We start from the raw sequence: 19082 nt of genomic DNA on the forward strand, positions 1-19082 counted from the left end.
GCCGCCGCCGTTTTGGCACCAGGGCTACCTGCTGCGGCCACGTCCACTTTCGGGGCCATCCGGCCGGTACCGAGGCGGCTGGCGCGTGGAGCCGGTGTCGTGGGCGGGGCCGCGCCCAGGTTGGTCCGGCTTCCGGGAGGAGGTGGTACTCCGGAGCCGGGCGGCAGCGGAGGACGGCCGCGCCGCCGACGCAAGCCGCTGCGCGTCAGCGGGCCGCAGAATCGGGACCGCGCTCCGCTCGATCCGAGCCAGTCGCTGGGGCCACTCTAGGCCAAGTCCACGGCTGGCCTCACGCAGCCGCAGCTGGGTATCGACGAAACCCTTGCTCTCGGGTGCTGAAAGGGGACGGGTGCGCTCGGCCTCGACCCCGTCACGGCAGGCCGGCGGTGCGACCCACTGCCCGGTCTCGTCCAGGCTGTTGGCGTAGCGGGGCTTGTTCTCGCCGCGGCGGTAGACGCTTGCCAGGTCGGCAAGGGCGCCGCGGTCGACCCGGTCGGCCAGGTCGAGGATGCCCTCGAAGGACTCGTCGGCGTTGGCCTGGACAGTTAGACGGCCCTGGCCTCGATCGGCGAGCTGCTCGAAGTACCGGTTCACGATCCCCTGGTCGCTCAGCGCCTTGGGCACTCCCATGAACAGCGCCTCGACGCGGGCACCGGACTGACGATAGGCCCGCATCTTGTCTTCCACGGCCTGCGCGTTCTGGGACGTCTCCTGGATGATCGCGTGGAGTCCATGGGAGCGGACGTAGTCCTCGGCCTGTGCCATCCACGCCCGGCCGTCGGCTCGGGTGTAAGCGGCCATGAGGGTGTCGTCCTGCGCCATCAGGGCGTCGTAGGCGGGGTGGTAGGGCTTGTAGAGGTCGCTGTCGATGTCCACGAAGCCGCCATGCTGGTTGAGCGTGGCGGCGACGACCTCGGTGACCCGGCTCTTGCCGGCACCGGGTTGGCCGATGAGGAACACCACGGTAGACGTCTCCTGCGGGGCGCACCCTGCCAGCAGGTCGGGAACGATCCGTTCATGGAAGATGCGCTGGTTCTCTGTCTCCGGTAACCGGTGCCGCTGGACTTCAGCCGGGTCGATCACGCGAGGCTTCCCCGTACTTCGCGGGCGAGCTGCGAGTAGCGCTGCCGGGCTGCGGCGATCTGCTCCCGGTCGCTGGAGCGCAGCTCCTCACGCTCCCGGGCGAGTCTTGCCTGAGCTGTACGTGCTTTCTGGACTGTCTGCCGGTCGAGCTCCGGCTTGGCCTCCTCTGCGGCGATCAGGGCGCTGTAGGCACCGACCGCGCCGTTCACCGCTTCGACCGCGGCCTCGTACGCGGCCGTCTCCTCGTTCGACCAGTGGTGCGGCTCCAGCGCGTGTGTGACGGAGACCCCGTTGCTGCCGGGCGTGGCCATGACTTCCCCCTTCAGAACGATGCTGATCATTGCCGTAGACGGACGGTCCTTCGCGGGATACGCAGCCAGCCCGTCAGATGTGCAACCCTCCCGTGCGCGGCTGACTGCCCCCGTGGCGGTGGACCTGTGAGTCTACCGGGGCCACCAGCGCAGTGTCGTTCGTGTCCCTACCGCTGGGACGGCTTGGGGTTCTGCTGCTGCGGGTCGGTACCGCCACGGCGCAGGTGCCCCGCCTCCTCCGCAGAGCCACCCTCCTTCTTCTTCCCGGAGCCGCCCGGCTTCTTTACCGCGCCGCGCGTAGTCGACTTGCCCCGCGCGGCCGCCGTGGAGACGCGCGCACCGCGCCCGTCTCTGGCGCCGGGGAGAGGCCGGGACAACGCAGCCCCGAGCTTCCGCATCTCCGGGATGTGCACCGTGGTCGCCGTGGCGCCCCGCTCCGCCGGCGGTGTCCCGACACGTCCGCCGCCGGAGGAGCTATAGGCGGAGGCGGCATCGGCGACGTCCCCCAGCGAGTTGGCGGCCGCGGCGTCCGCCCCCCGCTCCTCGCCCCGGCGCCGGAGCCGGTCGGCCCCCGCCTGCGCCCACCCGGCGACCTTCTCGCAGGCGTTGATCGAGACCTTGCGGAAGAACTCGCCGACGCGGTTGTCCCCCAACAGGCGCTCAAAGTGCTCCCCGGCCCGCTCCCGCATGACGCGGAACAGGTGACCGACCGCACCGCGCACCGTCTGGATCTTCTGCCACTCCGGGAGGTCCTGGAGCGCGGCGCCGTGCGTATCGGCCTGCTGGAGTGCGAAGTTGACGTCCGAGGCCTGCTGCGGGACGGGCGCGGCCGCCGCCCCTTCCGTGGTGCTGGCCGCCGGGGCCGCAGGGGTGGACGGTTCCGCCGGCGCGGGCGGGGCGACCGCCTCAGCGAACGCCCGCCGCAACGTGGCGAGGTCGGCGTCGAGGTCGGCGACCAGGTCCTGGGCCGTGCCGTTCACCGCAGGCACGTGCTCGTCCCAGGCACCCAGCACCGCCTGGAACTCGGCACGTACGTCCATCGGCCCGGCCGTAGGAGCCGTCGCCGCGGTGTCCCCGGGCGAGGCCTCCGGGCCGGTCCACAGCGGCAGCTCACCGGACTCCGGCGCGGCAGGCCCCGGCTGATCGGCGGCCCGCAGGGCGTCTTCCAGCGCTTGGCGAACGGCGTCGACGGCGTCCTCGGGAGCCGGGCCGCCGTCCTCGGGAGCGGCATCCTTCTCCGCGTTCTCCGGGGCCGGTGCGTCCGCTGCCGTCCCTGCTGGGGCCGCTGGTGCTTCCTCGCGGGCCGTGTCCGTGCTCTGTGAGTCCGGGACTTCGGGACTCTGGGACTCCGTGCCTTCCTGCCGGGGCCCGGTGTCCGTCGCCGCGGCGGTCCACTCGCCGACGTCGGCCGACCGGTGCTCGTCCTCCTCGCCCTGCGAGTCGAGGGCCGCTTGCTGGTCCTCCGCGTCCAGCTGCTGCCACTCGCGGTAGGTCGCCGCGGCCGCCTCGTCGCGAGGCGGCCGCCCGGCCCGGTAGTCGGCGAGATAGCTCTCGTTGAGCGCGACGGCGGCCGCGGCCTCTTCGGCCCGGGCGGCCTCCCGCTCTGCCTGCATCACGGCGAGCGTGGCCTGCACCTGGTCCTGCATGCGCCGGGCGTCGTACAGCAGATGGGCCAGCGGGAAGGCGAGTTGACGGCGCTCCGGGTGCCCGGGGTCGTTCGGTAGTGCGCCGCCCCAGGCGTTGACGGCCCCCTGGACGTCGTCGAGGTGCTGCGTCATCTGCTGCGATCCGTGGGCGTCGGAGACCGCGGCCGCCAGGCCGTCGAGGTGGCCGACCAGCGCCCGGAAGTGCTCGTTCTGCCCGAGGTCGGGGTAGGCCCGGGCGGCCGCACCGGCCACCGCGTCGCGGTGCCGTACGGCGGCGTCGCGCAGGTCGGCCCGCAGCACGTCCACCCGCTGCCGGGTCTCGTCGCCGACGGCCGCCCCGGGCGCCGGACCGTACGGAGCGCCGGTGAACGCGGAGTGCATGACCGCCGCTTGGGCCGCTGCGTCCTGCGGTGTGTCGACCAGGTACGTGACGTCATTGGGCAGGCGTACGGCGTCCAGCCGGGCGAACCATCCGCCCTCGGGGCCCGGGTGAAGCGTGGCGATGACGAGGTCGCCCCGCAGTACGTCTCCGGAGTCGACCGGCTGACCGTCCAGCCCGGACAGGCGCATCCGGTAGTCCAGGTCCCCGGCCAGTGCGACGGTGTCGAAGTACCGCTGGGGTGCGGGCGGTTCCTCGGTGATCTGCTCGTCCGGCGCCGGTGCGTCGGTGGTCTCCGGGATCGGCGGGGTGGTCATGGTCGGTTCCTCCGAAGCGTCTCGCGCCGTCTCGTCACCGGGGGCGTCCTCGCTCGCCGGGGTCGGGTCCGGGTCCGGCTCCGGCGGTGCGGCCGCCGTGCCGGGCTCCGGCGTCTGCTGGTCGCTGTCCGTCGGCTGGGGTCGGTCCTGCTCGAGGAACGACGCTTCGCGCCGTGCCTCGTGCATCCCCTCATCCGGGACCGCGACTGCGGGTTCCTGGGGGTCCGGCGCGCGATCCGGCTCCGGAGCGCTGTCCGCCGCGGTGTTCTCCGGGGGACCGGCGGCGGCCGGCGGCTCCGGGGCTTCCTGGGCGACCGGCGCGGGATCGTCGTCCGTGACGCCGTCCGTCTCGGGGGCCGTCGTGGACTGTGCGGGCGCGGGAGACTCCGCAGCTCCGGTGTCGGCGGCCGGTTCGCCGGGACCCGGTTCGGTGGTGTCCGCCGGGGCCTCCGGCTCGTCGTCGACGGCCACGGAGACCTGTTCGGCAGGCGCCGTCTCGGCGGCCGCGCTCTCCTCTGCGGGGTTCTCGGAGAGGGCGGCCAGCTCCGCCTCGAAGGCCTCCACCGTCGCCTGCGAACGGGAGGCCAGCAGGGTGGCGGCCGCCCGCACCTCTCTCAGCGGACCGCGCAGTTCTTCGTCGACCACGGGCTCCAGGGCGTCGCTCCAGACCGCCACCGTGTGGACCTGACGTACCAGGTCGTCCGGCGAGCCCGCCGGGCCGTCATGCCGGGACTGCTCGGCGTCCCGGTATGCCGCCGCCAGCTGCGCGACGGAGTTGGTCGGGGTCCCGGCGCCGTCGGGACGCTGCTGCCGGTCGGCCTCGTAGTAGCGCTGGACCGTGGTCAGGGCGTCCCACCGTGCGAACGCCTCGCCCAGGCGCCCGATGTCTGCCTGCGCTTCCTCGTCGGTGTCGTACGGCTCGGCGGGGTCGAGCGGCGGCACGTCCACGTCCAGGAGCACCACGTCGAGTTCCGGCAGTTCGGCGGCGGCCGGTGCCTCAGCCACCGCCGACATCTCCTGACGGTGCGCCAGGGCCATTGCCTCGCCGGCGGGGACGCGGTCGGCGTACCCGGCGACGTCGGCGCGCTCGGTCCAGCTGCACACACACCATGCCTCAACCCACTCCTGGGTCGGGCCGCCGATGGTGACGGCCGTCGCGTGCTGCACCCCGTCAGCGACCGCCGTGGCGTGGAGGCGGAGGCGGTCGAGCATCGGCGCCCATGCGGACATGTAGCTGTCGACGGCGGTGCAGGACGCGATCAGGGTCCCCGCCTGGTCCTCGATCAGGAGCGGTGCCAGGTCACCGGAGGCGGTGCGGCCTCGCCACTCCCGGCGGACCGTGTACGGGGCGCCGGTCTCGGCGGTGATCGTCCACGAGCCGTCAGGGTGGTACTGGATCGCCTCCGACTCCCCGACCTTCGGCAGCACCCACAGCCCGGCGTCATAGTGCATGCGGCGGGCGACGGAGAACCCGGCGGCCACATCCCCGCCAGCCTTGGCCGCATGCTCAGCGACTGCCGCCAGGGCCGCGCTCTGGCCCTCGCCGGAACCGATACTGATCACGCCCCACCGGCCCGACGGCTCTACACCGTGCCAGGTCGCCCTCCACACGATCCCCCGCGCGTCCCTGCCCTGGGCGTCGTGGGAGATCCCGTACTCGCCGACGGTCAGCCCGGGCCCGGTGACGGTGAACTCGCGCGAGGACGGCTCGCCATTGCGGACCTGCGGGCTGACGGTCAGCGACTCGACGTCGATGAGCTGGGGCGCCGCATCCTCAGCAGGCTCCGGCACCGTGTCGCTACCCGCCGCCCCCCAGCCGGCGAGTCCGAGGATCGCGACGGCCACGCGGTCGGCCTCGATCGCCGCATCCGTGTGGGTCGCGCCACGCCGGGCGACCAGCGCGGCCCGGTCCTGGCGGGCTGCCAAAGCCTCATCCGCTGCCCGCTTCTGTGCCTTCGCGTCCCCGCCCGCAGCCTTCACCTCCGCTCGCGCTTCACGCATGGCGCGGCCGTCACCGGCTTCGCATGCCTCGGTGAGGATCTGGCTCGTCAGAGCCTGGGCGGGCCATGGGGCGGTCTCTCCGGCCTCCAGCGCGGTCGACAGCATCTGTCCGGCAAGCTCAGCGGCTCGGTCGGGCCACTGCTTCCAGTGCAGGTCGCCCACCCTTGGATCACCCTTGGCCAGGGCCTGAGCGAAGCTCTCAACGTCGCGGTGGCCGATCTGCCTGTCCTCGTCGCCCAGGAGCCGGTGAGACAGGCACCGCGCGCACACGGTGTAGCAGCCAAGCTCACTGCCCTGGTCCGTGTCGACGGCGACCGTGTACCGGGCTCCGGAGCGCTTCGCGCTGCACTTGCCGACGTACGGCTCGGACGCGTCGCAGTAGGCGTCCGGCGTGTCGGCCATGTCATCTGTGAGCTGGGCCACGACGCGTAGCCGCGCAGTCGGAATGGCGCCCTGGGCCGAGTTCCAGACTTTCCACTCGGCGACGTACTGCCGATTGTCCGGGCCCGTCCGGGCCCAGTTCTCACCGGTGTGGCCCTGCGCGCCGTCCGGGTCGGTCAGGTGCTCCCAACCCCACCGGCACGAAGCGATGAGGCCGGTGCGGCCGAACCGCCGGATCAGGTATACGCCCTCTTCGAGCTGGATACGGTCTGTGGTCGTCTCGAACTGCGTTGGCTGCTCTGTCAGGTGTCCGTACTGGGCCCACAGGGAGGCAAATCGGGTACGGGTCGCGGTGTCCTCACGGACCCGCGCCAGCACGGCCTTGAGGGGCCGGTCCTCCGGGTCCCCGTTCCACCAGTGGGAGCCGTCAGCCTCGTGTCCGGCCTCCCACTTGTCCTCATCCGGACGGGAGTACGTCACGGAGCGCAGCCGGAACGTGTGCCCGCCCGCTGTTGTCAGGACCCAGCCCGCCGCCGGTTGGCCCCGGTCGGTGAACGACGCCGGGGCGATCGTCTCGCCCTCGATGAGCGCCGCCCGAAGCTGTGCCCCTCGCCTGTCCTCGGTCAACACTGACTGGGCAGGCAGTTCATCAGCAGGAACGGCCTCGCTGCCCGGAGCCGTCTCCGGCTCCGCCGGGCCCTCTGCCGTATCACCGAACAGCCCGAGCTGTTCCATCTCGCCGGTGCCCTGCGAGGCCACGTCTTCCGCTTCCTGGGGGCGCTCGACTGGCTGGTCCGGTGCTCCCTGTTCCTCAGGGGCGGGCGGGGTGGGCTCGTCGGCCGTGCTCGGGTTCGCCGCCGGGGCGGCGGCCGCGCGCTCGTCGAGGTGTGCGGCGGACGCGCTCAGCCGGTGGGCCTGAACGTCCAGGTGCTGACGCAGCCGGTGCAGGGATTGGCCGACGTAGCGACTGAGCATGTCGTCGTCGGTGGCGGCGAACAGTGCTGCGGCGGTGGCCGCCGCAGTCTCCATTGCCGCGGCGTTGGCCCGGTAGGCATCTGCGCCCCTCGCGGTGGCGTCGATCGCCCCGATTGCTGTGCTCAGTGCCTGGACCTCGTCCTGGGGGCCGCTGCCGTCCGGCCAGACGCGTGAGGCGACCTCCGCGACGGCGGCGTGCAGGTCGTAGGTCCGCTGGGTCTCGGACGCCACATGCTCGTGGCTGCCGTGGCGGCCGAACACCGCGGCGACGTCCTGCGGTGCCCGCCGCTCGCGGGGCACCACCATGACCTCTTCCGTGAGGTTCAGGGCGAAGCTGTTGCTGCCGCCGGTGGCTACGTCCTGGGTGGAGAACGCCATGACGCTGCCACGGCGATTGCCGTCCGCGAACCGCAGCTCGGTGACGGACTCGCCGCGCGTGCCGCCCTCGGCGATGAGGTCACCGAGGCGGACCTGCGCCACGGTGCGAGTCTCCGGCCGTAGGTCCTCACGGTGTTCGGCCGGGATGAGCTGCACCTGTGCAGGCAGCAGCCGGACGAAGACACTGGCCGTGGCGATCACCTCCTGCCCGGCCTGGCCGCGGATCTCGGCGTCGAGCAGCGTGGTGTTCTGGCGGTAGTCGCGATGCCCGGGATAGACGGTGCCGGTGAGGGTGACCGTCTCCGGCACGGGCACCCCCCAGGCGTCCGCGTCCCATTCGATGCTCCGGCCGCTCATGACGGCCGTGATCCGGTTGCCGCCTTGCAGTGCCTCACGGGCGACCTCGGGCGGGTCCTGCGACGCTACGACCGCCTCCGGAGCGGCGGTCGCTTCCGCGGACTCCACCGTGTCGGCTGGCGGTGCCGCGTCGGCGGTCTCGGGCTCGGTGTCCGTACGGACCGCCCAGATGCGACGGGCCCGGGCCAGCTCGGCGATGTCGTCCTCTGCCGCCCGGAAGCGGAGGTGAAGGTGGGCGACGCAGTCGGCGTCGCCGCCGTCCACCCGGTACAGCGGCTTCACGTCGTTGTCGTCGAGGTGGAGACTGCACCGGCCGCAGACTCCCTCGCCCGCCAGGTCGAAGTTGTAGTAGCGGTTCTGCGCGTACAGCGGCTTGTCGGCCATCTCCCGCGCCTCACGGGCCACCCGTACGCAGAAGTCCACGGCCTCCCCCCGGCTGTCCAGGGGGCCGAACTCGACGACGACCTTGCCGTCGGACTCGATGCGCGGCACGAAGGTCGAGGTCAGCGTCTCGTCGTCCTGGCTCAGCCTGACCAGGAAGGGGATGCCGTCGGCGACGACGTCGAAGGCCACTTCCGCCGGATCGAATCGGGGACCCATCTCCCCAACCGTCACCGGGATCGGTTCGCGTACCGGGGCCAGTCCGTTTGTCGGCAGCCAGTCGGCGTACGACGTGACCGGCCTGGCAGGCACCGCGTCCACCCCCGGAAGGTTCTCCAGCGGCAGCTGTTGCCCGGGCCCGTCTGCGGGCCGAAGATCCGTGGCCGCGCCGTTGAGGGAGTAGGTGTAGCCGGTCGCCTTCTTCCCGCTGCGGGACAGCACGTGGTACTCGCCGGTGTGGCCGGTCCGGTCCGTGCTGACGAACCAGGTGTTACCGGCCGGACCCGGACCCATCACCTGACCGGTCACCTGCTCGCCGCTTTGCCCGTCCCGCCAGGTCACCCACGAGCCGATGCCGTACTCCGCAGGGGTCAGGCCGGGAGCGTCCGCCTGCGGGGTCAACCGCAGGGAGGGCAGCGGCCGGAACGGCTCCAGGCGGTTGTCCCCCTTGTGTGTGCGGCGCCACCGGGCCAGATGTTTGGCCTGCTCGTCGGGGGTCTGCGCCGTCTGCTCGTTCTTGGTCTCGACGACCGCCATGAGTTCGCTGAGCCGCCGCTGATACCCGTCCACCGCCTCCGGGGCAAGCCCCGCGTCCGCAGGGACTTCGAGCAGGGTGAACGTCAGCCGCCCGTCCGTGCTGGTGAGGCGGACCCGCCCGTCCCCCCGCGAAGCGACGTCGCCCGGGCTGTCCGGTGCGGCTTCGGGCTGTACCTCCTCCACGGTCATCTGCCCGTCCGAGACGCCGGCTGCCTCCTCCGCCTCCGGCTGCGCCTCGGGCCCAGTATCGGGCACCGGCACGCGTTCGGGCTGCGTGAGGCCGAACGACTCGTACAGATCGGCCGTCCCGTACCCGTCGCCGTCCGGCGCCGGGGCGCCGGCCTCTTCGTCGTCCAGGGCCTCGTCGACGGGCGGCGCGGCCGCCGTCTCGGCAGGGCCCTCCGGCTGCTCCGCTGGTTGCTTGCTCGGCTGCTCGTTGCTTTCGCCGGGCGATCCGGGTGCCGGTTGCTGACCACCGATGTGCCCGACCATCACACGGTCGCCGAAGCCGTCGATCAGCTCCTGCAAAGTGCCTCCGGAACCGGCGGGCCCGGCCTCCGTGCTCCCCGCGGTCTCCGCCTCCCTCTCCCTCTGCTGAGGGGAGAGCAGGGCCTCGCCAGCCTCCGGAGAGGTCTCTGCCGGGGGAGTGGCGTCGAGCTGGTCCAGCTGCCGTTGCAGTCCGTCGCGCCGTTCGATGGCCTGCTTGCGCTTCTCCGTCTCGGCGGCCGACTCGTCCTTGGTGGGCTCGCCCGCCTTGTTCACCGCGATCTGCGCGGCGACCAGGGCATCGACCAGGCTCAGGCGCTCACGCGCTCGCCCGAGGCCGGGCACCTGTCCGCGCAGCTGCTCGGAGTACACCAGCAGCTCGTCACGGGTGGCCCGCTTGGCCGTCAGGTTGCCCTCGTTCTCAATCTGCCGCTCGGGTGCCTCCGCGATGGTCTTGGTCAGCCGCCGAAGCAGTGTCTCGCCCTTGAGCATGCTCAGCTCGACTGCGTCGAAGCGCTGGAGAGAGCCCGGCAGGCCGTCCAGGTGGACGCGGACGAAGGGCACCTCCTGGCCGTCCTCACGAGAGGCCACGGCGACGAGGTCGCGCCCCCCGAGCCGTCCGAGGACGGTGTCGGGGGTGAAGGCGCGCTCCTCCGGCAAGCCCTCAAGGACGCTGGCGAGCGCGTCGGTGAGGGGTGCGGCGGCGTTTTTGTGCTTGGTGTAGGTGACGCCGCCCAAGGTGATCTCGAAGTCGTTGCCCAGGACCGGGCGAAGAGACGGCAGGACGGCGCCGCGCTGGTTGATGTCCTGGGCCAGGGCTGCCATGTCCTTGTCGAGCTGCTGGACCTTCTTGTGGACGATGGCCCGCTGGGTGGCCCGGTTGTTCTGGTCCAGGGTGAGGGTGCGCAGCTGCTTACGCAGTTCCTCCTGGGCGATCAGGTACGGGTTGCCGGAGATGATCGCCATCGCTTCCTCGTAGGGAACGATCGCCTCGTCGACTTCCTGGATCTCGTCCGTTCCGGTGTCCAGCCGGGCCTTGTAGAGCTGGTCGAAGCCCTTGGCCTTCGTGGCGAGGATGCCGTACATCCGCGAGTCGAAGGTGTTCTCCGTGGCCGCCCAGACGATCTCGACGACCTTGTTCTGGTTGCCCTGTCGCAGGGCCCGGCCGTCCTTCTGCTTCATGTCGGCGGGCCGGAAGTCCGGATCGGCGTGGTACAGGGCGACGGCGCGGTTCTGCGCGTTCAGGCCTTTGCCCATGCGCTGGGTGGAGCCGATCAGGACGTTGCTGCCGCCGTGGTTGGCGCGTGCGGTCAGCTTGCGCCGCTGGTCGGCGCGGGACGCGTCATGAATGAAGTCGATCTTCTCGGCGGGTACGTCACGCTCCGCCAGGAGGTCCTTCAGTTCCTGGTAGGCGTTGAAGTTGCCGCGGTTCTTGCCGCCCGGGGTGCCCTGGTTGAGGAAGACCATCTGGAGGGCACCGGGCACAGGGTGGGGTCGCCGGTCCTTCGTGCTGTAGGTGTACTGGTTGCCCTTGGTCTCATGGTATTTCGCGGCGATGCGGTCGGCGAGCATCCGGAGTTTGTTGCCGGGCTCCGCCTGCGCGTCGATCAGCCGCGGGTCGAGGGCGATGACCCGCGCGTCGGTGTTGATCGAGAGCGGGTTGTCCTCGCTCTTGTCGACCTCGCCCAGGTGATAGGCCTCGTACCGCTCGCCCAGCTCCCGCATGAGCGCCTGCTGCTCGGCGGTAGCCGGCACGAGCATCAGCTCAGGCTCCCCGCCCTTGATACCCGGCAGTGGCAGCCCGAGGTCTTCCTCGTCCTTGTAGTCGACCACCGGCAGCCACAGCTGCCGCAGCAGCGAGTTGACGCTGTGGAAGGACGCGAACCGTTCGACGGACTTGAAGCCCTTGCCGTCGACGGTCATCTCCAGCCGCTCCACCATCTTCCCGTACATGGTGGCGAAGGCGTCGAACTCCTCGATGCCGAGGTCGCGCAGCAGGTCCGGGTTGGCCAGCAGCAACAGCGTGTGCAGTTCGCCGATGGCGTTCGACAACGGGGTGCCGGTCGCGAGGCAGCCCATCGGGCCGGTGGGCTTGTTGCGGCGAGCCCACTCCAGCACCGCGTGCAGGTGCTGAGCCTTGGCGGACCCGGCGACTCGGGCGCCGGGGATCTTGGAGCGGACGGCGAGGTTCTTGTACTCGTGGGCCTCGTCGATCGCGAAGAAGTCCAGGCCGAGGTCGTCGATGTAGACCTGTCCGGGGGTGCGGACGGCGGCCGCCTTCTCCTTGAGGCTCTCCTCGTGCTGCTGGCGCCGTTCCTGGAGCTGCTTGAGGCTGATCGACTTTCCCTCACGCCGCCGCTCGTGAAGGATCTGCGCGTCCAGTTTGCGCAGTTCTTCGTCGTTGTAGAACTCGTAGAACTCCGGGCTCAGCGAGATCGAGTCGAACAGCGAGTGCGACATGATGATCAGGTCGAAGCTGTTCGCGCGGACGTACTGGAGCATTTGGTCGCGCTTGCCGTCGGCGAGGTCGGCACTGGTCAGCGTGAGGATGCGGGCGGCCGGGAAGAGGCGTCGCACTTCCCCCTCCCACTGCTCGACCAGGTAGTTCGGGACCGCCACCAGCGGCTTTTCGATCTGGCCGGTGTTCTTCATGGCCATCATGCCGATGGCCAGCGCCCCCGTCTTGCCCGCGCCGACCACGTGGGAGAGCACGAGGCAGCGTTCGTGCGCCATCCGGGCTGCGGCCGACAGCTGGTGGTCGTACGGCGTGAAGTCGGGATCGAGCCCGGCCAGGGAGGGGCGGGTGCCGGTGAAGTCCCGGACCACCCGGTTGTTCATCTGCCGGTTGTAGACGTCCGCGACCCGGGCGGCCCGCACGGAGTCGTCGAGCACCCACGCCTCGAAGGCGTCGCGCCACTCCTCAGCCTTGACCCGCACCGCGCGGGCGGCTTCCTCATCGTCGGCAGGCCGCCCGGCCATCGAGCCGCCGTTGAGGACCCGGTTCAGCAGAGCGAGCGGGTGCAGGCCGCCCGCGCTGTGCTTGACCTCGTCCTCTTCGCTCAGGCCGCGGCCCTTGAGGATGTGCCAGTTGCCGTTGCCGGAGTGCTGGATGGTCAGGTGTGCGTCTCCCAGGTACTCCCGGAAGAACTGCTGCACCAGGTCGTCGGGGAGCCAGGCGGCGCCCAGGCGGACGGCGAACTGGCCGGGCAGCATCTCGCGCGGCTGGACGCGTTCGAGTTCGGCGACGTTGACCTTGAAGGCCGCATCGCGCTGGGCGGCCTGCCGGGCGATCTCCAGCTTGGTGCGGACGTCTCCGGAGAGATAGTCGGCGCTGTAGAGCAGATCCCCGGTGAGCGGGTCGGTGAACACCGAGCGGGCCAGCCGCCGGCGGGCCTCGTCCTCGTCGACCTGGAGCATCCAGGCGATGTGGGGGAGGTCGACGTGGCCGCGCTCGGCGACGACCGCGTCCAGCGCCTGCTGCGGGTCGTCGGTGTGCTGCCCGAGGATGCTGCGGCGGGCGGCAGGAGCGCGGTCGAGGATCTCCGAGACGTGCACCGTCTCGGAGCCCGCCTCCCACATCTCCAGCGCCAGGACCTCATAGGCCTGCGGATCGTTGAGGAAGTAGCCCCAGGCGGTCAGCCCGGCGACGCTCTCGCCGTCGTCCGTCCGCGTCGTGACGTTCTGCTGCTGCCCTGGCCGGGACAGCGGCCCGTGGGCGGCGACGTACCGCTCGTAGGTCTCCTTGGTGAGACGGCGGTGGGCGTCGGCCAGGGCGAGGTCGGAGCCGGAGCGGTCCAGCTCGTTCAGCCCACGCACCAGGTCCTTGAGTTCGATCAGCGCGGCGAGCTGGGCGTGCTGCTTGGCGGGCAGCTCGACGGCCACCAGCTCGCCGTCGCCGGAGGTGCGCCACAGCTTGCCCTCCACGTCGGCTGACAAGCGGCCGGTGAAGTCCTGGAGGTCAGCTGCGGGCTTCAGCCGCAGGCGCGGCCGGTACGGCCCCTCGGGATGCGGCGCGTACCAGCGCCGCGCCAGGACCGCGCTGTCGGTAACCTGCCGCAGAGCAGTACGCAGTGCCTCCCCAACGTCCGGGTCGCCCTCGACGGCGACCTCCGGCCCGTACGCGCCCATGCGGCTGGTCAGGGTGCCCAGCACGTGCTCGGGGTGGGCGGCGAAGTAGTCGTTGACCGGCAGCTGGTGCTCGCCGACCGCCCGCTTGCTGGAGGTCAGCCAGGACCGGTCAAGGGGTTCCTCGCCGTCCATCCGGCGGCGCAGGACGACGATGTCGGTGACCACGTCGGTGCCGGCGGAGCGGGCGAAGGCCTTGTTCGGCAGACGTACGGCGCCCAGCAGGTCGGCCATCTCGAACAGCTCGTTGCGGGCCCCGGCGCTCTCGGCGTCCAGGGTGTGCCGGGAGGTGATCAGCGCGACCACGCCGCCCGGCCGGGTCAACGCCACCGACTTGATCAGGAAGTGGTTGTGCAGGCGATGGCGGCCGCGGTTGTGCTTCGGGTCGTACAGCGAGACCCGGGCGAAGGGGACGTTGCCCACCACGCCGTCGAACGAGCCGTCGGGCGCCACGGTGTCGGCGAACGACTCGTTCAGGACCGTCACGCCGGGCGCCAGCAGCCGCGAGATGGCCGCGGACGTCGGGTCGATCTCGACACCGGTCAGCCGGGCCGACTCCGGCGCGGTGCCGAAGGTGACGCCCGCGCCGCTGCCGGGTTCCAGCACCTCACCGCCGTCGAACCCGAGGTCGGCCAGCGCCTGCCACAGGGCGGAGGTGACCTCCGGCGGGGTGTAGTGGGCGCTGAGGGTCGAGGCGGCGGCCGCCCGCCACTCCTCATCGTCCAGCAGCACGCGCAGCGGGTCACGCACGTCCGCGAAGGACTCCCAGCGGGCTACGGCGGCCGCGTAGCCGCCCTCCCGCTCACCGCCTGGCCCGAAGACCGGATCGTCTTCACGGGGGCGGGCGGCGAAGATCTCGGGGACCGAGCCCCAGCCCGACCAGCGGGCCAACACCTGCTGCTCGGCGGCGGTGGCCGCCCGCTTCTCCTCCTGTGCCCGCTTGAGGACGCGGACCGTCTCCAGGTTGGCGGCAGCCTTGGCCCGCTCGCCCGCCGGGGCCAGGTCCTCCTGGGAGGCGGTCCGGAAGACTAGCGGGGCAGCTCCGCGTCCCGGCTTTCCTCCTCCGGCTCCAGGAAGACGATCTCCCTCAGCGCCTGCTCCCGGGCCATCTGCTGGGCCGCCTTGAGCTTGCCCGCCCGCCGCTGGTGGTCCGTCTCCCGCATCGCTTCGCCCATCTTCTCCTCGGTCAGCTCCGCGATCCGTTCCTGCACGTCCGTCGCCAGCGCCTGGAAGAACGCCTCCGGGTCCTCCATCTGCGACAGCTCCCGCGGCCGGAACGTCTCCCAGTGCCGGCGGGCCGTCTTCGCGTACTCGCTCACTGTCTGCCTCTCCGTCCTGCGGTGCCCCTGCACTCGCATTATCCGGGCCCAGCGGCTTCAGACCGCGGTCCTCCGTCAGCGCCACGATGTCGTCCAGGGCGCGCAGCACGTTCGGGCGGGCTCGCTTGGCCCGGTCCCGGGTCTTCCTGTCGTCGGAGTCCAGATCGTCGTCGAGCCGGTCGGCCAGGCGTCGCCCCATCCGCTCCAGGACCGGCAGCGCCCGTTCCGGCACGTCAAGGGCGTGCACCATGATCTTCTTGCCGGTCTCGTCCCACGACTGGGTCCGCGAGGACTCGGTGACCTGCGTGATCAGGTACTTCTCCGCCTCACCCGACAGCGTCAGGGAGCTGAAGCGGATGGTGAGGTGGTCGACGAACGCCGGGGGCAGCTCGACCGGCACGTAGGCGCCCCAGGTGCGGGTATCGCGGGTCTCGGGGTCCTTCTCGTACTCCCCGATCAGCCAGCGCAGCGCATCGGTGCGCCACGCTTCCTCGCGGGTACTGTCCCTGCCACGCCACAGCCGCGCCCGACAGCTTGAGTAGTTGTCGGTGAGTTCGCCGTAGTAGCGGTTGTCGATCCGGACCTTGACGGTGCTGCTGTGGCTGTAGGTCTCCAGCCGAATCCGGCCGTCCGTCTCCAGCAGCGCCCGGAACGCCTTCTCGTCGCGCTGCTTGATCTCCTCCTGTAGAACGTGGCGGCGGGCCTTGAACACCTTCTCCACGCGGTCCTTGGCCTTGATCGAGCCCGCGAACTCGGTGTCGGACAGGCGCAGCCCGCGCAGCGCCTCCAAGGACTCCGTCAGCTCGACGTCGTCGAGGCCTTCCGCCGGCGGCTGCTCCCCCCAGGCGTGCAGCCTGCGGTCGGCGATCTCCGCCCCGACCGCCGCCACCCGGTCACCGAAGGCGTCAGCGGCCTCCGGCGGCCGCTGGTGACGGTCCTTGACCAGCTGCGCGCCCTCCGCCTGGAGTTCCTCGTCCGTCAGCTGCACGACCGGCGGCCGGGCCTCCAGCTCCGTCGCCGTGCGCCGGGCCTGTTCGACGCGCAGCAGTTCGTCCCGCTCCCGGCGGGCCACCGCCAGGGGCGTGCGGTTCTCGTGGCCGATGACGCGACGCCCCAGGGTGGGCGCCAGGGCCTCCCGCTCGGCGGCGATCTCGCCGTCCTCCATCCCGGCCGGATCGGGCCGGTTCTCCACCTGCGCCACCTGGCGCTGCTCGGTCTCCTGCTTCAGCGGGGCGATCCGTTCGTCGAGCTGCTTGTACCGCGCGCTGCCGTACGCCGCGCCCCGGCGCTCCTCTTCCAGCCGCTGGAGTTCGGCGGCGAGCTGGTCGTCCGTCAGGTCCGGCGGGCTCAGCACCGGCACGGCCGTCGGCGCCGATGCGGCCGGAGCCTCCGGTGCGGGCGGGGCCTCCGCAGCCCGCGCCGGGACCAGGACGGCGGTGCGGGCCGCGGCGGGGGCAGCGGGCGCGAGGACGCCGCGCAGCCGGTCCTCGTCCGCTCGGATCTCTACCATGCGCCCCTGCGCGTACAGGGCCCGAGCCAGCCGGTCGACGCTCTGTGCCCGGGCGATGGCCCGGGTGGTGCCCGCCGTGACGTACGCCTTGGCGAAGCTGCTGTAGGTGAACCCCGCCGACCGCAGGAGAGCTTTCATGTCGGGCCAGTCGTCGGCGGACCTGTCGGTGCCGTGCACGATCGGACGGTGGTCCAAGTAGTAGATCCACAGCCCGTCCCGGGCTCCGGGCTCCAGTTGGGCGATCCGGTGCTGCCACACCGCGTTCTGCACGAAGTGGTCTGAGCGCTGCCCGGAGATGCGCCGCCCGTCGCGCATCTCGCCGAGGAACGCGCTCTTCCGAGTCTTCGGGTCGAACTTGCGCTCTCCCCGGGCGATCAACAGCCCGTCAGGGTCGTAGACCGTGACCTTGTCCAGGGAGCTGTCGTAGGCGTACTCCTGCCCATCGTCGGTCGGCCAGGCCGTCACGTCCGCCGGCGCCGTGCCCGCCCAGCGGGCTTCCGGGTCCCGGCCACGGACCTGATCGAGCATGCCGTACCCGTACGGCGAGCGGAGTCTGTCGATCAGGCCCTCGCTGGTCCAGTCGAACGGCTCGCCGGTCGCCGTGTCCCGCCACAGGTCGAGTGCCTCCGCCAGGGCACGGGCCCGCGCCCCGTTGTCCTCGGGGTTGCGGTCCTCATACTCCAGCATCAGCACCGGCTGGGCGGTCCCTGCGTGGAAGACGCCCCACCGGTACCGTCCGGAGTCGGTGTAGCCCATACGGGCGATGACCAAGTGCTCGCCGACCAGTTCGACTTCGCTCGCGCGTTCTGCGCGGCGCCAGACGGTGGCCTTACGGTTGGCCGCCTCGTCCTTCGTCTCCGCGATCCGGTAGGGGTCGCCTGATTCAAGGTACCAGTGGCGATGCACGTCTTCCGGTGTCGCGAACCGTTCCCCCATGCGCTTTCTCCCCGTGCCGTACTCCCGTGGCACGTCAGCAAGCACACGCCACCTTCTCCCCACCGGACCCTACCGATCAAGGTCAAAAACCTCGATCCAGATACGCCGGGGCCAGTTCGGTGAATGCGGGTGTTTCCGAACACTGTCTTTGGCCGCGCCTTGGCCGAATTCACCGTTTTTGTCAGTTGCGGTGGGTATCGTTTTCGAGCAAGGCCACGCACAGGCCCAAGCCAGCCTCAGCCCATGACTGGGAGCGATCTGAGGCGAAGGTGCCAGGACCACACGGTCCCAGCGCATCAGTGCGAAGAGAGCACCACCGGTCCGTCCCGACGGATCTTCCGTATGCCCGCGCAGCTCACCACGTTCTTGCTCGCGTGCATCGGGTCATGGGTAACCGCTGCACGCCGACGAGGAGAACTCGTGGTCAAGAAGCACGGGAAGAAGCAGCGCGCCAAGAAGAAGGCGCAGCGCACGGGAGCCGCGTACAGCTCCGCGGCCGCCGGCACCACCCACACGCACACCCCGCTCCCCGACCTCAGCGCCCTGCCGCTCGTGCCGCACGGCAGCTGGAGGGTCCTGGATCTCGACCTCGCCGCCCGGCTGGTCGCCGCCTGCCGGGCCGGGTGCCAGCCGTGCCAGCAGACGTTGATCCCGAAGGTCGTGAAGGAGGACCGGGTGACGCTCGCCGCGCTCGCCGGAGCCGTCTACGGCGCGGTCCCCGCCGTCGGGTTCGCCGCCTCCGACACGACCCGGCAGTGGGCCCCCCTGGCCCGTACGGCCATGCAGGCCGGGAGCGGTGACGAGGCGTTCGCCGCCGTCGATGCGATGGACGAGTCCGCCGCGGCCGCGCTGCTGGACGACGCGCTCGACCACTGGGCGATGGGGGACGGCCCCGTCCTGGCGGAAGCCGTCCGGAAGGTCGCCGAGGGTGCCTCACGGCGCGGGACCACCGACCCGATGGACGCCTTCCGGGCGGCCGGGATCGACGTCTTCACCCTGGACGATCTGGACCTGGGTGACGTCGACGCCTACCACCTCGCGGAGAACTACGGGGTGTTCGTCGGGCAGACGACGACTCCCGAAGGCCAGCCCCTGCCGATGCTCACGCTGCACCCGGAGAGCGAGGGTGCCGGGATCGAGGACCTGGAGGCCCGCACCGACTGGGACCACTGGGGGCTGCACGGCATGCCGGACGTGGACCCGTCCTGGCGACTGCGCGCCACCATCGCCGACCGCTCCCTGAGCGGCCTGGTCCACGTCGGCGACGACGGCCAGGACGACATCGAGCTGTGGCGGGCGGCGCAGACCGTGAGCCTGCCCGCGGACTGGTGGGCCCTACTCGACGGGGCCCAGCACGTCCTGGTCGTCGGCCCCGTCAAGGAAGCCGACCACCAGGCGCTCCAGGCCGCCGGCGACGCGGGTGAGCTGCTCGCCGTCATCGCGCGAGTGAGCTTCCACTGATGGCCCGCCGTGAGCGCCGCCCCCGTCAGCACCTGTCCGGGATCACCGACCTCCGCATCGCAGCCGACGAGGCCACCACTGCCCTGGTCGTCGCAGTCCTGCGCCGGGAGTTCAACATCACCGAACCCGAGCCGTACGACAGCGGATACAGCTACCTCCGGCTCGACACCGGCAACACCGCGGCGGACCCGGACGACGACTGACCCGCCTCATCTCCGTTCGGAAAACAGGAACTTGCCCAGGCCAGGGACACGCAGTCCCGGTGCCGTCCGGCGCGCAC

At 71.3% G+C, this 19082-nt stretch carries 5 protein-coding genes; 2 read left to right on the plus strand and 3 right to left on the minus strand.

Going from position 1 to position 19082, the window contains the following annotated elements; genetic code table 11:
* Positions 1-24 precede the first annotated feature (24 nt).
* The 3 genes from JJV70_RS15725 to JJV70_RS15735 form a co-directional block, all read right to left on the minus strand.
* Positions 25-1083 (minus strand): zeta toxin family protein, encoded by a 1059-nt coding sequence (locus tag JJV70_RS15725; protein ID WP_219048607.1) that lies wholly within the window; start codon positions 1081-1083, stop codon positions 25-27.
* The gene (locus tag JJV70_RS15730; RefSeq protein WP_219048608.1) at positions 1080-1424 is read right to left on the minus strand and encodes a hypothetical protein; all 345 of its coding nucleotides are present in this window, start codon (positions 1422-1424) and stop codon (positions 1080-1082) included. Before JJV70_RS15730 ends, JJV70_RS15725 begins: the two co-directional genes overlap by 4 nt.
* A 137-nt stretch (positions 1425-1561) precedes the next feature.
* The gene (locus JJV70_RS15735) at positions 1562-17341 is read right to left on the minus strand and encodes a hypothetical protein (RefSeq protein ID WP_219048609.1); all 15780 of its coding nucleotides are present in this window, start codon (positions 17339-17341) and stop codon (positions 1562-1564) included.
* 420 nt (positions 17342-17761) lie between these two features.
* On the opposite strand from JJV70_RS15735, the gene JJV70_RS15740 reads away from it, so the two are divergent.
* Together JJV70_RS15740 and JJV70_RS15745 are read left to right on the plus strand one after the other, a co-directional pair.
* The gene (locus JJV70_RS15740) at positions 17762-18802 is read left to right on the plus strand and encodes a hypothetical protein (RefSeq protein ID WP_219048610.1); all 1041 of its coding nucleotides are present in this window, start codon (positions 17762-17764) and stop codon (positions 18800-18802) included.
* A complete protein-coding gene (locus JJV70_RS15745; protein ID WP_219048611.1) occupies positions 18802-19005 on the plus strand; it encodes a hypothetical protein in 204 nt (67 codons plus the stop codon). The genes JJV70_RS15740 and JJV70_RS15745 overlap by 1 nt, the downstream gene beginning before the upstream one ends.
* Positions 19006-19082: the final 77 nt, after the last annotated feature.

The organism is Streptomyces sp. JJ66 (genome assembly GCF_019303495.1).
In the GTDB taxonomy this organism is placed as follows: Bacteria; Actinomycetota; Actinomycetes; order Streptomycetales; family Streptomycetaceae; genus Streptomyces.

Coding starts and splice junctions, on each gene's coding strand:
- JJV70_RS15735 (WP_219048609.1), bottom strand. CDS start 17,341: ATGGGGGAACGGTTCGCGACACCGGAAGACGTGCATCGCCACTGGTAC.
- JJV70_RS15730 (WP_219048608.1), bottom strand. CDS start 1,424: ATGATCAGCATCGTTCTGAAGGGGGAAGTCATGGCCACGCCCGGCAGC.
- JJV70_RS15745 (WP_219048611.1), top strand. CDS start 18,802: ATGGCCCGCCGTGAGCGCCGCCCCCGTCAGCACCTGTCCGGGATCACC.